Annotated in this window: 13 protein-coding genes; 11 read left to right on the top strand and 2 right to left on the bottom strand. The window is 68.7% G+C overall.

Translation table 11 applies throughout. The features are described 5' to 3' along the window. The first annotated feature begins 6 nt into the window (after nucleotides 1-6). The 5 genes from IE069_RS09055 to IE069_RS09035 all read left to right on the top strand — a co-directional run bounded on the left by IE069_RS09055 (nucleotide 7) and on the right by IE069_RS09035 (nucleotide 6,480). The gene (locus IE069_RS09055; protein ID WP_189349822.1) at nucleotides 7-1,713 is read left to right on the top strand and encodes a ribonuclease J; all 1,707 of its coding nucleotides are present in this window, start codon (nucleotides 7-9) and stop codon (nucleotides 1,711-1,713) included. Between the two features lie 72 nt (nucleotides 1,714-1,785). Beyond that, nucleotides 1,786-4,740, top strand: a complete 2,955-nt coding sequence (locus IE069_RS09050; RefSeq protein WP_189349821.1) for an FtsK/SpoIIIE family DNA translocase — start codon at nucleotides 1,786-1,788, stop codon at nucleotides 4,738-4,740. Nucleotides 4,741-4,749: 9 nt separating this feature from the next. Then, nucleotides 4,750-5,349: a CDP-diacylglycerol--glycerol-3-phosphate 3-phosphatidyltransferase gene (gene pgsA, locus IE069_RS09045; protein WP_189349820.1), complete on the top strand. Its 600-nt coding sequence runs from the start codon at nucleotides 4,750-4,752 to the stop codon at nucleotides 5,347-5,349. A 4-nt stretch (nucleotides 5,350-5,353) separates the two neighbouring features. Beyond that, complete coding sequence (locus tag IE069_RS09040) at nucleotides 5,354-5,854, top strand: CinA family protein (RefSeq protein WP_189349819.1); 501 nt, start codon at nucleotides 5,354-5,356, stop codon at nucleotides 5,852-5,854. A 179-nt stretch (nucleotides 5,855-6,033) separates the two neighbouring features. Then, on the top strand, nucleotides 6,034-6,480 hold the full coding sequence (locus tag IE069_RS09035) for a helix-turn-helix domain-containing protein (protein ID WP_189349818.1): 447 nt from the start codon (nucleotides 6,034-6,036) through the stop codon (nucleotides 6,478-6,480). Between the two features lie 60 nt (nucleotides 6,481-6,540). Here IE069_RS09035 and IE069_RS09030 read toward each other — a convergent pair whose 3' ends face one another. Next, complete coding sequence (locus IE069_RS09030; protein ID WP_189349817.1) at nucleotides 6,541-7,017, bottom strand: MarR family winged helix-turn-helix transcriptional regulator; 477 nt, start codon at nucleotides 7,015-7,017, stop codon at nucleotides 6,541-6,543. A 77-nt stretch (nucleotides 7,018-7,094) separates the two neighbouring features. Between IE069_RS09030 and IE069_RS09025 the strand changes: the two genes are divergently transcribed. The 6 genes from IE069_RS09025 to dapF all read left to right on the top strand — a co-directional run bounded on the left by IE069_RS09025 (nucleotide 7,095) and on the right by dapF (nucleotide 13,102). Beyond that, the gene (locus tag IE069_RS09025; protein WP_189349816.1) at nucleotides 7,095-7,316 is read left to right on the top strand and encodes a DUF3046 domain-containing protein; all 222 of its coding nucleotides are present in this window, start codon (nucleotides 7,095-7,097) and stop codon (nucleotides 7,314-7,316) included. Between the two features lie 205 nt (nucleotides 7,317-7,521). Then, on the top strand, nucleotides 7,522-8,568 hold the full coding sequence (recA, locus tag IE069_RS09020) for a recombinase RecA (RefSeq protein WP_189349815.1): 1,047 nt from the start codon (nucleotides 7,522-7,524) through the stop codon (nucleotides 8,566-8,568). A gap of 64 nt (nucleotides 8,569-8,632) precedes the next feature. Further along, a complete protein-coding gene (locus tag IE069_RS15735) occupies nucleotides 8,633-9,628 on the top strand; it encodes a RecX family transcriptional regulator (RefSeq protein WP_189349814.1) in 996 nt (331 codons plus the stop codon). A gap of 42 nt (nucleotides 9,629-9,670) precedes the next feature. Further along, nucleotides 9,671-11,197: a tRNA (N6-isopentenyl adenosine(37)-C2)-methylthiotransferase MiaB gene (gene miaB / locus IE069_RS09010; RefSeq protein WP_189349813.1), complete on the top strand. Its 1,527-nt coding sequence runs from the start codon at nucleotides 9,671-9,673 to the stop codon at nucleotides 11,195-11,197. 4 nt (nucleotides 11,198-11,201) lie between these two features. Then, entirely contained in the window at nucleotides 11,202-12,131 is a 930-nt protein-coding gene (miaA, locus tag IE069_RS09005; RefSeq protein ID WP_229791046.1) for a tRNA (adenosine(37)-N6)-dimethylallyltransferase MiaA, read from the top strand. 38 nt (nucleotides 12,132-12,169) lie between these two features. After that, a complete protein-coding gene (gene dapF, locus IE069_RS09000) occupies nucleotides 12,170-13,102 on the top strand; it encodes a diaminopimelate epimerase (protein ID WP_189349812.1) in 933 nt (310 codons plus the stop codon). 57 nt (nucleotides 13,103-13,159) lie between these two features. On the opposite strand, the gene IE069_RS08995 is transcribed toward dapF, so the two are convergent. Beyond that, entirely contained in the window at nucleotides 13,160-13,771 is a 612-nt protein-coding gene (locus IE069_RS08995; RefSeq protein ID WP_189349811.1) for a class I SAM-dependent methyltransferase, read from the bottom strand. Nucleotides 13,772-14,078: the final 307 nt, after the last annotated feature.

Genomic DNA, 14,078 nt, shown 5'->3' with positions numbered 1-14,078 from the left:
CAACCCATGAGCGAAACCTCCGTAGCCCTCGCCGACGAGGCGCGCATGAGCGAACCGCCCGCGCTCGCGGACGGGACCATGCGCGTCGTCCCGCTCGGGGGCATCGGCGAAGTCGGCCGCAACATGACCGTCTTCGAGCTGGACGGCAAGCTGCTGATCGTCGACTGCGGTGTTCTCTTCCCGGAGGAGCACCAGCCGGGCGTGGACCTGATCCTGCCCGACTTCTCCTACATCCGCGACCGTCTGGACGACGTCGTCGGGATCGTCCTCACCCACGGCCACGAGGACCACATCGGCGCCGTGCCGTACCTGCTGCGCCTGAAGCAGGACATTCCCCTGATCGGATCGCGGCTCACGCTCGCCCTGGTGGAGGCCAAGCTGGTCGAGCACCGGATCAAGCCCACCGTCCTGACCGTCGTCGAAGGGCAGACCGAGCCGTTCGGCCCCTTCGAATGCGAATTCGTGGCCGTGAACCACTCGATCCCCGACGCGCTGGCCGTTTTCATCCGCACGAGCGCCGGCACCGTCCTGCACACGGGCGACTTCAAGATGGACCAGCTGCCGCTCGACGGCCGCATCACGGATCTGCGGTCCTTCGCGCGGCTCGGCGAGGAGGGCGTCGACCTCTTCCTGCCGGACTCGACCAATGCCGACGTGCCCGGATTCACGACGGCGGAGAAGGAGATCGGGCCCGTGCTGGGCCGGTACTTCGCGACGGCGGAGAAGCGCATCATCGTCGCCTCGTTCTCCTCGCATGTCCACCGGGTCCAGCAGGTGCTCGACGCCGCCGCCGCGCACGGCCGCAAGGTCGCGTTCGTCGGGCGGTCGATGGTCCGCAACATGGGGATCGCGGCGAAACTGGGCTACCTGGACGTTCCGGACGGCATCCTGGTCGACCTCAAGAAGATCGGCGACGTCCCCGGGGACCGTCTCGTGCTCATGTCCACCGGGTCCCAGGGCGAGCCGATGGCCGCGCTGTCCCGCATGGCCAACGGCGACCACGCGGTCCGGGTCGGCCCCGGGGACATGGTGATCCTGGCCTCCTCGCTGATCCCGGGCAACGAGAACGCGGTCTTCCGCGTCATCAACGGGCTCATGCGCCTCGGCGCGGAAGTCGTGCACAAGGGAAACGCACGCGTGCACGTCTCCGGCCACGCCTCGGCCGGAGAACTCCTCTACTGCTACAACATCATCAAGCCGAAGAACGTGATGCCGGTCCACGGCGAGACGCGGCACCTGATCGCGAACGGCCGGCTCGCGGAGCAGACCGGTGTGCCGGCCGAGCGGGTCCTGCTGACGGAGGACGGCTCCGTCGTCGACCTGCGGGACGGGGTCGCGGCGCAGGTCGGGCAGGTGGAGTGCGGATACGTCTACGTCGACGGCTCCCAGGTCGGAGTCGTCACCGACGACGACCTCAAAGACCGCCGGGTGCTGGGGGAGGAGGGCTTCGTCTCGATCATCTCGGTGGTCAACCGCCAGGACGGGACGCTCGTCTCCGGACCGGACATCCACGTCCGCGGCGTGGCCGAGGACGACGAGGTGTTCGAGGGGATCAAGCCCAAGATCGCGGCGGCCCTCGAGGAGGCGGTCAGGGACAATCCGACCCATACGACCCACCAGCTCCAGCAGGTCGTCCGCCGCGTCATCGGCTCGTGGGTCGGGCGCAAGCTGCGCCGCCGGCCGATGATCGTCCCCGTCGTCCTCGAGGTCTGACGGCCGTGCTCCGGCGCCCGCGAGCCGTGTAAATCCGGGCCGGGACGGGCACGGCGCGGTACGGTGGGCCCTATGGCGACCCGTACCTCTTCCAGCCGGACCGGCTCGTCGACCAAGCGCACGCCCGCTCGCAGCAACCCGGCGAACGGACGCAAGAAGTCGACGAAGCCCGCTCCAGCCGCGCCCGAACACGACCTGGCCTGGCCCCTGCGCGCCGTCCGCGGCGCGTGGATGGGCATCGGCCGGGTCGTCGGCGGCGCCTTCCGGCAGATCGGCAGCAAGGTCCGCCCCGAGATGGAGGACCGCCGCGACGGAACGGGCCTCTTCCTCGTCGTGGTCGCCCTCGTCGTCGCATCGGTCGAGTGGTGGGGGCTGCGCGACGTCGGCGCCTACGGCACCTGGGTCCACAACGTCGTAGCCGGCTCGATCGGCTACATGGGCGTCCTGCTGCCGCTCGTCCTGCTCATCGGAGCATTCCGCCTCTTCCGCTACCCGGAGCAGGACGCGGTCAACAACCGCGTCGGCATCGGCTTCGCCGTCGGCATCGCCGGTGGCGCCGGGCTCGCCCACGCGGTCGCGGGTGTGCCCACCGTCTCCGACGCCGTCGAGCAGATGTGGGCCGGCGGCGGCATCCTCGGGTTCCTGCTCACCTCGCCTCTGGCCGGGCTCATCTCCCGCTGGGGTGCGCTCGTCGTCATGGTGCTGCTCGTCTTCCTCTCCCTCATGATCACGACGGCGACCCCGCTCAAGCGCATCCCGGAACGCGTCCAGGCGGGATACCGCTGGCTGCTGGGCCAGGACACGGAGACGTACGCCGGCCCGCGCAGCGACCACGACCAGTCCTACCTGTACGAGGAGAAGGACAAGAAGCCCCGCAAACCGAAGAAGTCCCTGTTCGCCAGGAAGGACAAGGCTGACGGCGTCTACGACGTCGACGAGCACGTCACCGACGGCGCCTACGAGACCGCCGTCATCGCTGAGGCCGAGAAGGCCAGGAGCATGGATGCGTCGGCGGCGATCGACCCCTCCGGGGACTCCGCCCGCAGCGCTGGCACGCCCGACGACGGGGAGCCGGATGTCCCGCCCGGCGTCCGGCGCCCGACGGCGGCCGAGAAGGCCATGGCCAAGGTCAAGGAGCGGGTCGGTCTCGGAGAGGATCCCTCGGCGGCGTCTGCCGCCAGCGGAGCCGAGCCCGTGACCGAGGCGCTGGATGCGGCCGCCCTGAACGAGGCCATGGCGGAGCACGGCGCTACCGGTTCCGGACCGAACGAGACGCAGGTCATCCCCAAGGCCGGCACGCAGCTGCCGCCGATCCCGCAGCGAACCGAACAGCTGCAGCTGGCCGGCGATGTCACGTACACCCTGCCGCAGTCGGACTACCTTCCGGCCGGGCCGCCGTCGAAGGACCGCTCGGAGGCCAACGACGCCGTCGTGGCGGCACTGACCCACACCATGCAGCAGTTCAAGGTCGATGCGCAGGTGACCGGATTCAGCCGCGGCCCGACCGTGACGCGGTACGAGATCGAGCTGTCGCCCGGCACCAAGGTCGAGAAGGTCACGGCGCTGTCGAAGAACATCTCCTACGCCGTGGCGTCCTCTGATGTCCGCATCCTCTCGCCGATCCCCGGCAAGAGCGCCATCGGCATCGAGATCCCGAACGCGGACAAGGAGGTCGTCGTTCTCGGCGACGTCCTGCGCTCGAATGCGGCCCGCAAGACCGACCACCCGATGGTGATGGGCGTCGGGAAGGACGTCGAGGGCGGCTTCGTGGTCGCCAACCTGGCCAAGATGCCGCACATGCTCGTCGCCGGTGCCACGGGCGCCGGCAAGTCCTCGTTCGTGAACTCGATGATCACGTCGATCCTGATGCGTTCGACCCCCGACGAGGTGCGGATGGTCATGGTCGACCCGAAGCGCGTGGAGCTCACCGCGTACGAGGGCGTCCCGCACCTGATCACGCCGATCATCACCAGCCCGAAGAAGGCGGCCGAGGCGCTGCAGTGGGTCGTCAAGGAGATGGACACCCGCTACGACGATCTGGCGAACTTCGGCTTCAAGCACATCGACGACTTCAACAAGGCCGTCCGCGCCGGCAAGATCACCCCGCCGGCCGGCAGCCAGCGGATCCTGCGGCCCTATCCCTACCTCCTGGTCATCGTGGACGAGCTCGCCGACCTCATGATGGTCGCCCCGCGCGACGTCGAGGATTCGATCGTCCGCATCACCCAGCTGGCCCGCGCCGCCGGAATCCACCTGGTGCTCGCGACCCAGCGACCGTCGGTCGACGTCGTCACCGGACTCATCAAGGCGAACGTGCCCTCCCGCATGGCGTTCGCGACCAGCTCCGTCACCGACTCCCGAGTGGTCCTCGACCAGCCGGGAGCCGAGAAGCTGCTCGGCCAGGGCGACGCGCTCTTCCTGCCCATGGGCGCCTCGAAACCGATGCGCGTCCAGGGCGCGTGGGTGACCGAGTCGGAGATCCACCGCGTCGTCGAGCACGTCAAGGGCCAGCTCTCGGCGGTCTACCGCGAGGACGTGGCCGTCGAAGCGCCCAAGAAGCAGATCGACGAGGACATCGGCGACGACCTCGAGGTCCTGCTGCAGGCAACCGAACTGGTGGTGACGACGCAGTTCGGGTCGACGTCGATGCTCCAGCGCAAGCTCCGCGTCGGTTTCGCCAAGGCGGGACGTCTGATGGACCTGCTCGAATCCCGCGGCGTCGTCGGTGCGTCCGAGGGCTCCAAAGCCCGAGACGTGCTGGTCAAGCCCGACGACCTGCCCCAGGTGCTGGCGGCCATGAAGGGCGAGTCCACGGGATCGGAGTCGGAGGCGTCGCCGACCGAGGCCGCCCTCGTCGACAACGCCAAGGCCAACCACGAGCAGCCGCAGCAGGAGTACTCCAGTGCGCAGGACTACTCGAACGACGTCCTGGCCGATCAGGAGGCCGCCCTCCCCGAGGCCGTCGACTACCACGACGGGGGCGACGACGACGGTTCCAGCGACGCGTGGCAGCTGACCGGAAGGTAGCCTTGAAGCGTGACTAGCCCAGACGAGAAACCGGTACCCACGCTCAACATCGCGAACATCCTGACGATGCTGCGGATCGTCATGGTCCCGCTCTTCGCCTGGTTCTACGTGCTCGACGTCGTCGGGGGCCAGCCGCAGTACGAGGGGTGGCGCTGGGCCGCCGTCGCGATGTTCGCGCTGGCCATGTACACGGACAAGCTCGACGGCGACATCGCCCGGAGCCGCGGGTTGATCACGGACTTCGGGAAGATCGCCGATCCGATCGCCGACAAGCTCCTCACCGGCGCCGCCCTCGTGCTGTTCTCCATCTGCGGGGAGCTCTCGTGGTGGGCCACCGGGATCATCCTGGTGCGGGAGTGGGGGATCACGGCCATGCGGTTCGTGGTCATCCGCTACTCCGTCATGCCGGCATCGCGTGGCGGGAAGGTCAAGACCGTCACGCAGGCGCTCGCGATCCTCCTGTACCTTCTCCCCGTCACGCACATGTTCGACTGGCTCGGGATCATCGCCGCGATCGTCATGTGGGCCGCCGTCGCGCTCACGCTCGTGACAGGTCTCGACTACATCGTCCAGGCGGTCCGGCTGCGCAAGCAGGGGCGGCGGGAGTAACGGCATGGAGCAGGGTCCGGAGGCGGCGTCTCTCGTCGCCGACGCGACAGCGCGCGGGGCGACGATCGCGACCGCGGAATCCCTGACGGCCGGCCTCGTCGCCGCGGCGATCGCGGACGTCCCCGGCGCATCGGCGGTGCTGCGCGGGGGAGTGGTCGCCTACCACGGCGACGTCAAGGTCGGGGTTCTGGGCGTCGAGTCGGATCTGCTGGCCGAGCGCGGCAGCGTGGACCCCGAGGTGGCGCTGCGGATGGCGGCCGGCGCCCGGCGCGTCTGCGGGGCGACCATCGGCGTTTCGACGACAGGTGTCGCCGGTCCCGAACCGCACGACGGCAAGCCGGTCGGCCGGGTCTACGTCGCGTGGGAGAGCCCTTGGGGCGCGGCCGTCGAGGAGCTCGATCTGAGCGGAACCCGGGACGAGATCCGCCGCGCCGCGTGCCGAGCGGCGCTGGCCGCCGTCGTGCGGGCACTCGCCGGCGACGACTCAGGTCACATGGTTTCCTAAATTTTCCACAACTTTGGACGCATAGTGGTGACATGCGCCTCACTCTGGATAGGGTGAAGGGGACCGGGAACAAAAAAGCAAGACGGCCCGTTGGGTTACATGAGGGCTTTCGGAAGCAAGGCCCCGGTTTCACCGCCGGTGATCGGCGGTGAATAGGACTAAGGAGAACGGCTATACCCATGGTCAAGCAACCCGTCACCATCAACGGCGTCGTCCGTTGGCGGGACGTGGGCACGGCAGATGATGAACGTCGAGACCACAAGGAGCGCACAATGGTTGTCCTACGCCACGAGATCGGCGAAGTCCTCCGTGACGTTCGCCAGCGCCAGGGGCGCACCCTGCGCGAGGTTTCGCACAGCGCGCGCGTCTCACTCGGTTACCTCTCGGAGGTCGAGCGTGGTCAGAAGGAAGCCTCATCCGAGCTCCTCTCCTCGATCTGCACTGCTCTCGACGTCCCGCTCTCCATCATGTTGCGCGAGGTCAGCGATCGCGTCGCCCTCGCCGAGGGCATCGGTGTCCCCGACACCGTGCCCAGCGAGCTGACACACGAGTACGGCCGCTCACTGGCCACGGAATGGCGCCCGGGTGCGGGCGAGTCGCCGCAGCCCGTCGCCTCCCAGCACTGACAGCAATGACGATGCCCCTCCCGCCGGATACCGGCGGGAGGGGCATCGTCGTTTCAGGGTCTAGAGCGTCTCGTCGTTCTGGTAGGCGTCGTTGAGCCGCCCGAGCAGGCCGGCGAGCTGGGTCAGATCGGCATCGTCCCACTGGCTCAGCAGGCCGTGGAAGGCGGTGCGGCGTGCCAGCTGGGCCTCCTTGAGCTGGTCGGCGCCGTAGGGCGTCAGCGAGAGCGTCTGTGCGCGTCCGTCCGTGGGGTCCGACTGCTTCTCGACGACGCCGAGCCGTTCGAGCATGCCGACCTGCCGGCTCACCGTCGGCTTCCCGACGCCGATCTCCGCCGCCAGGTCCGTGAGGCGGAGCGAACCGTTCCGCTGCAGCGCGCGGAGCAGACCGTAGGCGCCGGGCTCCATCTCGGGGTGTACGCGTCGGGCCACACGGTTGCCGATCGCACGCGAACGGCGGAACAGGAGGCTGAGCTGCTCCTCCATGTCGCTGATCGCCTGCTCGCGGTCACCGGCGGGAACTTCGGGTGGTGGAGTCATGGGCAATATCCTAGGCGTTCCGGGCTCGGGGAGCAGTTCCACCTCCCCACCCGTGGCAGGCGTGACAGAATGGCCCCGTGCGATTGAGTGATTTCTGGCGACTGATGGAAGACGAATTCGGGTCCGGCTACGCCCACGTGCTGGCGGATGACCTGGTCCTGTCGGACCTCGGCGGGCGGACGGCCAGCCGCGCGCTCTCCGAGGGCGAGCTGCCGAAACGGGTCTGGCTGGCGGTCTGCGAGACCCAGGACGTGCCGGGGGAGCGCCGGCTGGGGCGGGACGTCAAGCCGCGAGCGTAGGTGTTCGAATCCCGGGTAGACACGCCGGAAAAATATTCGAAGATCTGTTCGGATCGGAGTACAGTGGCGAACAGACAACTTCCCATCCACAGTGTTGTCCTTGTCCACAAAGTCGGCCCGTCCGCCCAAAACGGGGGTGCCGGGGCATAACGTGAACTCGAACGGACGGCAGGCCGAACACGGCCACTACAACTTGAGGTGAAACATGGCTGCAGCAATGGACCGCGAGAAGGCTCTGGAATCCGCGCTCGCCCAGATCGACAAGCAGTACGGCAAGGGTTCCATCATGCGTCTCGGAGACGACACGCGGGCGCCGATCGAGACGATCTCCACGTGCTCGATCGCTCTCGACGTCGCGCTCGGCATCGGTGGCCTCCCGCGCGGACGAGTCGTCGAGATCTACGGCCCGGAGTCCTCGGGTAAGACGACGCTCGCGCTGCACGCCGTGGCCAGCGCACAGCGCAACGGCGGCATCGCGGCGTTCATCGACGCGGAGCACGCGCTCGACCCGGAGTACGCCAAGAACCTCGGCGTCGACACCGACGCCCTGCTGGTCTCGCAGCCGGACACCGGTGAGCAGGCGCTGGAGATCATGGACATGCTCGTGGGCTCCGGCTCGCTCGACGTCATCGTCATCGACTCCGTGGCGGCACTGGTGCCGCGCGCCGAAATCGAGGGTGAGATGGGCGACAGCCACGTCGGCCTCCAGGCGCGCCTGATGAGCCAGGCGCTGCGCAAGATCGCCGGCCGACTGGCCCAGACGAAGACCACCGCGATCTTCATCAACCAGCTGCGCGAGAAGATCGGCGTCTTCTTCGGCAGCCCGGAAACCACCACGGGCGGCAAGGCGCTGAAGTTCTACGCGTCGGTCCGTATCGACGTTCGCCGCATCGAGACCCTGAAGGAGGGTACGAATCCCGTCGGCAACCGCACGCGCGCCAAAATCGTCAAGAACAAGATGGCTCCGCCGTTCAAGCAGGCCGAGTTCGACATCCTCTACGGCATCGGCATCTCCCGCGAGGGCGGGCTGATCGACATGGGCGTCGAGAACGGGCTCGTTAAGAAGTCCGGTGCCTGGTTCACCTACGACGGGGACCAGCTCGGCCAGGGCAAGGAGAACGCCCGCCGCTTCCTGCGCGACAACCCCGACCTCGCCAACGAGATCGAACGGCGCCTTCGCGAGAAGCTGGGTGTCGACCCCGTGACGGAAGAAGCAGACGAGACGACGCTGCGGGCCGTCGGAGACGAGTAGGAGACCGGTCAACGATGAACGCGGCGGCGCCCCCGGGGCGGTGCGCCGCCGTCGTATCCGAGTCATGGTGAACAGAGCAGAAGACTGGGCCGGGCTGACGGACACCGGCGACGGCACGGGCGCCGGCGCCTCCGACCCGGAGCCATCACGTGCGGGCAGAACGCGGAGAACACCGCGAGCCTCCTCGGGCAGCAAAGGCGGCCCGACCGCGGCTCCGCGGGCGCGCAAGCGTGCCGACAAGTCGCCGTCCGCGCTCACACCCGACGCCGAGGCGTGGCTCGCCACCGCCGGACCGCCGCCAGACTGGGCCAAGGACATCGTCGCCGCGCACTCGGAGCCCGCAGCGCGGGACAGCGGAAGGCAAGGGAACGGGGTCTCTGGCGGGCCCGACCGGACAGCCGGACCTGCCCACGAGGAACCGTTCGAATCTTCGTCCCCGGCGCCTGTGCCCACCACCGACGAAGACCCCGGCGACTATCTCGACTCCGGGGCCGAGGAGCCCCCGCGCCCCCGCCGCAAGCGGTCCCAGGGAGGAAAGCGGAGGCCCGGCCGCGAGGCCGAGAGCGGTTCGCGTCCGGACGAGGAAGCCCGCGCCATCGTCCTGCGCCAGCTGACCGGATCCGCGAAGAGCCGTCAGCAGCTCGCCGACAAGCTCTCCGAGCGGGAGATCCCCGAGGACGTCGCCGAGCAGGTCCTGGACCGCTTCGAGGAACTGGGTCTCGTCAACGACCGCGAGTTCGCTCTCATGTGGGTCCGCAGCCGAGCCGAGACCCGTCGTCTGGCAGCTTCGGCACTGCGCCGCGAACTGGTCCAGAAGGGCATCGAGGCCGACATCATCGCGGAGGCTCTGGAGCAGGTCAGCGAGGACGACGAACGCCGAGCCGCGCGTGAACTGGTGGACAAGAAGCTCCGGAGCCAGCGTTCGACGGACCTCGAGGACCGAGAGCAGCGTGACAAGGTCGTACGGCGCCTCGTCTCGATGCTCGCCCGCAAAGGGTACGGCGGCGGCATCGCGTTCGGTGTTGTCAACGACGCGGTCCGGGAAGCACGCGGGCACTGAAGCCGCTCCGCGGGATTTGCGTGGATTGGATAACCTAGTGAGGTGAGTTTGACAACCCCTCAACCCGAGACCGCGCCCGGAGCCGACGCCCGCACCTACGAGGTGCGCACGTTCGGCTGCCAGATGAACGTCCACGACTCGGAGCGGCTCTCCGGCCTCCTCGAAGAGGCGGGCCTGGCCCAGGCGGGACCGGAGGCGGGCACGGCCGACGTCGTCGTCTTCAACACGTGCGCCGTCAGGGAGAACGCCGACAACAAGCTCTACGGCAACCTCGGAATCCTCGCCCCCGTCAAGGAGAAGCGACCCGACATGCAGATCGCTGTCGGCGGGTGCCTCGCCCAGAAGGACCGCGAGACGATCCTCGAGAAGGCGCCCTGGGTCGACGTCGTCTTCGGCACCCACAACGTCGGTTCGCTGCCCGCGCTGCTCGAACGCGCCCGGCACAACAACGAGGCCCAGCTCGAGATCCTGGAATCCCTCGAGGTGTTCCCCTCCACGTTGCCGACCAAACGCGACAACGTGTACTCGGGCTGGGTCTCCATCTCGGTCGGATGCAACAACACCTGCACGTTCTGCATCGTCCCGGCCCTGCGCGGCAAGGAACGCGACCGCCGCCCCGGTGACATCCTCGCCGAAGTACAGGCGCTGGTCGATGATGGCGCCATCGAAGTGACGTTGCTCGGCCAGAACGTCAACTCCTACGGCGTCGAATTCGGAGACCGGCTGGCCTTCGGCAAGCTGCTGCGGGCCTGCGGCGAGATCGACGGACTCGAGCGGGTGCGGTTCACCAGTCCGCACCCGGCCGCCTTCACCGATGACGTCATCGATGCCATGGCGGAAACGCCCAACGTCATGCCGCAGCTGCACATGCCGCTGCAGTCCGGGTCGGACAAGATCCTCAAGGACATGCGCCGGTCCTACCGCTCCAAGAAGTTCCTCGGAATCCTCGAGAAGGTGCGCGAGCGCATCCCGCACGCAGCCATCACCACGGACATCATCGTCGGATTCCCCGGCGAGACCGAGGAGGACTTCCAGGCGACGCTCGACGTCGTCGAGGCCTCGCGGTTCTCCAGCGCCTTCACCTTCCAGTACTCCAAGCGCCCGGGTACCCCGGCGGCCGAACTTGCAGATCAACTGCCCAAATCCGTCGTGCAGGAACGCTACGAGCGGCTCGTCGCACTTCAGGACCGCATCAGCGCCGAGGAGAACAGCAAGCAGGTCGGCCGCACGGTCGACGTCATGGTCACGGCACAGTCCGGCCGCAAGTCCGACGAGACGGGACGTCTCTCCGGGCGGTCCGAGGACCAGCGCCTCGTGCACTTCTCCGTCCCCGACGGCGGGGAGGCCCCCCGGCCCGGTGATGTCGTCACGGTGCCCGTGACGGCCGCAGCCTCGTTCCATCTGCTCGCAGACCCGGCCGGCCTCGGAGAGTACGCCCTGCGCCGCAGCCGCGCCGGCGACGCCTGGGAACGCTCGCAGGCGGAATCGTGTGGTGTCCCGGCCCAGCCGTCGGCAGCCGGAGGCAAGGGCGTCAGCCTGGGCATGCCGACCATCGGTGCACGGCCCTAGCGGCGTGGCACTGGAACCGGGGGGCAGGCTGCCCGTGGTCGCGATCGTCGGACCGACCGGCACGGGGAAGTCGGACCTCGCCGTCGCTCTCGCGCAGCAGTTCGACGGCGAGATCATCAACGCCGACGCCCTGCAGTTCTACCGGGGCATGGATATCGGCACGGCCAAGATGCCGGTCGGGGAGCGCCGGGGGATTCCACACCATCTGCTCGACATCCTCGACGTCACCCAGGAAGCAGCGGTGGCATCGTTCCAGACCGCCGCCCGCGCGGCGGTGCGCGACGTCCAGGGCAGGGGCCGGCTCCCACTCCTGGTCGGCGGCTCCGGTCTGTACGTGCGCGCGGCCCTGGACCGGCTGGAGTTCCCGCCCACGGATCCCGGCACCCGTGCCCGGCTCGAACGCGAGGCGGCCGGCGGGATCGAGCCGCTGAAGGCGCGACTGGCCGAGGTCGACCCGGAATCGGCGGACCGGCTCGGTGACGACCGGCGCATCATCAGGGCGCTCGAAGTGTACGAGCTGTCGGGCCGACCCTTCAGCTCCTACCTGCCCACCCGCGAGTACGTCGACGATGCGGTGCAGATCGGCCTGAACATGGAGCGCAGCCACCTGCACCAGCGGCTCCAGGACAGGGTGGCGGGGATGGCTGCCCGGGGACTCCTCGACGAGGTCCGCCGGCTCGCGGGCCAGGGGCTTCGCAACGGTCGGACCGCTTCCCGGGCCATCGGCTACCGCGAGTACCTCGACGTGCTCGATGGTCGGATCGACGAGACCGAAGCCATGGAGCGGACGGTGGTGGCGACGCGCAAGTTCGCCCGGCGCCAGATCACGTGGTTCGGTGCGGACCCCCGCGTGACGTGGCTCGACGCGCTGGACGGGCAGGTTCTCCCGAAGGCGTGCGACGTCGTCGTGCGGAACCTGGCTGACCGCACCTGACGGAACAAATCGACGGGGCGCACCGTTAGGGTAGGACCATGAGCCATCACGCAGCAGAAGCCCTCGCCCCCCTTGCCGCCGTGCCGTTCGCCAAGGGCCACGGGACGGGGAACGACTTCGTCCTGATCGCCGATCCGGAAGCAGCGCACGTGATCTCCGCCGAGCAGGTGGCGATGCTGTGCGACCGCCACCAGGGGATCGGCGGCGACGGGCTCATCCGGGCCGTGCGGACCCGGGACGTCGCCGGGGCGGAGGACCTCCACAGGGCACATCCGGAGGCCGAATGGTTCATGGACTACCGCAACGGCGACGGCTCCATCGCGGAGATGTGCGGCAACGGCGTGCGCGTGTTCGTGCACTTCCTGATCGACCAGGACCTGATCGCGCTGGCCCCCGGGGAGAGCGTCGCCATCGGCACCCGTGCCGGCCTCAAGCGCGTCGCCCTCTCGGAGAACGGCTACGCCGTCGACATCGGATCGTGGCGTTTCACGTTCGCGGGCCAGGCCGAGGAGAAGGCGCTGGACTCGCTCGTCGAGACCCCGGGCATCGATGCGGCCCGCCCGGCGCTCAGCGTCGACATGGGCAATCCGCACACCGTGGTTGCGCTGCAGCAGCGGGAGGAACTGGAAGCGGCCGAGCTCTACACGGTGCCGCGCGTCGACCCTGTACCCGCGGAGGGGACGAACGTCGAATACGTCGTGCCCAGCGAGCCCCTCGTCGAGGACGGCATCGGACGCATTGCCATGCGTGTGCACGAGCGCGGCGTCGGGGAGACTCAGTCGTGCGGCACCGGTGCCTGCGCGGCGGTGATCGCGACGAGGCACTGGGCGGGGAACGTCGCCGCAGACGCGTGGGACGTCGAAGTCCCCGGCGGTGTCGTGCGGGTTAGGTTCAGCACCGGTGACGATGGTGCAGAGCACGTAGAACTCTCCGGTCCAGCGCAACTCGTCGCCCACGGGCGGATCGGATAGTCCTCGGCTCGGGGACGAAACGGCGGACGGCCGTCCACGATCCCAGCCGCGTCCCGCCTAGCCGGCTCGTTCGACCTTCAGGAGCCGGAACGACTTGGCGGTGGAGTCCCGTACAGCGCTGAATCCGCTGGGGAGCTCGCGGTTCAGCCACGGCAGCAGTGAATCGGCCCCGAGATTCTTCTGGACGACGAGCCAGGCGGTCCCGCCCGGGGCGAGCCGCGGCAGCCACTTCAGCAGCAGCTCGTGCAGTGCCTGTTTGCCGACGCGGATCGGCGGATTGGACCAGATGGTCGCGAACTCGACGTCGGAGGGCACGGAATCCGGCTGCCCGGCGCGGAGGTTCTCCAGGCCCAAGGCCGCCGCATTGTCCCGCGTCAGGTTGATCGAGCGCTCGTTGACGTCGATGGCGTGGACTGTCGCGTCAGGCGAGGCGAGTGCGAGGGTCAGCGCGATGGGCCCCCAGCCGCAGCCGATATCGAGCAGGTGTCCAGAGTTTGCCGGTGCCGGTGCGCCGGCGAGCAGGACGGCGGTGCCCTTGTCGAGGCCGTCGGGACTGAAGATTCCTCCGGCCGTCTCGACCCGGTGTTCGGAGCCGGCCAGTTCGACCGTGATGGTCTTGCGCTGTTCCGGCGTGGCCGGCTGCGCGCTGAAGTAATGCTCTGAACCCATGCAAGCACCTTAATCGCTGCCCGCGAACTGCGCGAATCCCGGCAGTGATAGAGTTTTCCCTATGACTTTCTTCCACTCCTGACCGTGCCGCTGCCGTAGTGGGCAGTGACAATGCGGTCGAGCGCTGACGGCCCCTGAAAGAGGCCGGATCCCGCGCCTGCGCCGCGGCAACGGCACGGGCTGCGACGCCTCGCCGTCGGGCCTCTCCCATCCATGCGGTGCCCTCCGCGGCCGTCGGCTGCCGACATCCAGGACGGGAACGCGCGCTGGCACCCAAAAGGAGGGTGCGGGCGACTATCCTTGAAGC

The organism is Zhihengliuella salsuginis, from assembly GCF_014651715.1.
GTDB classification, from domain to species: Bacteria; Actinomycetota; Actinomycetes; order Actinomycetales; family Micrococcaceae; genus Zhihengliuella; species Zhihengliuella salsuginis.
This window is presented reverse-complemented; position numbering and strand designations above follow the sequence as displayed.

Excerpts from the sequence above, each read along its gene's own strand:
- IE069_RS09055 (WP_189349822.1), top strand. The coding sequence starts at position 7 with ATGAGCGAAACCTCCGTAGCCCTCGCCGACGAGGCGCGCATGAGCGAA.
- IE069_RS09050 (WP_189349821.1), top strand. The coding sequence starts at position 1,786 with ATGGCGACCCGTACCTCTTCCAGCCGGACCGGCTCGTCGACCAAGCGC.
- IE069_RS09040 (WP_189349819.1), top strand. The coding sequence starts at position 5,354 with ATGGAGCAGGGTCCGGAGGCGGCGTCTCTCGTCGCCGACGCGACAGCG.
- IE069_RS09035 (WP_189349818.1), top strand. The coding sequence starts at position 6,034 with ATGGTCAAGCAACCCGTCACCATCAACGGCGTCGTCCGTTGGCGGGAC.
- IE069_RS09030 (WP_189349817.1), bottom strand. The coding sequence starts at position 7,017 with ATGACTCCACCACCCGAAGTTCCCGCCGGTGACCGCGAGCAGGCGATC.
- recA (WP_189349815.1), top strand. The coding sequence starts at position 7,522 with ATGGCTGCAGCAATGGACCGCGAGAAGGCTCTGGAATCCGCGCTCGCC.
- IE069_RS15735 (WP_189349814.1), top strand. The coding sequence starts at position 8,633 with ATGGTGAACAGAGCAGAAGACTGGGCCGGGCTGACGGACACCGGCGAC.
- dapF (WP_189349812.1), top strand. The coding sequence starts at position 12,170 with ATGAGCCATCACGCAGCAGAAGCCCTCGCCCCCCTTGCCGCCGTGCCG.
- IE069_RS08995 (WP_189349811.1), bottom strand. The coding sequence starts at position 13,771 with ATGGGTTCAGAGCATTACTTCAGCGCGCAGCCGGCCACGCCGGAACAG.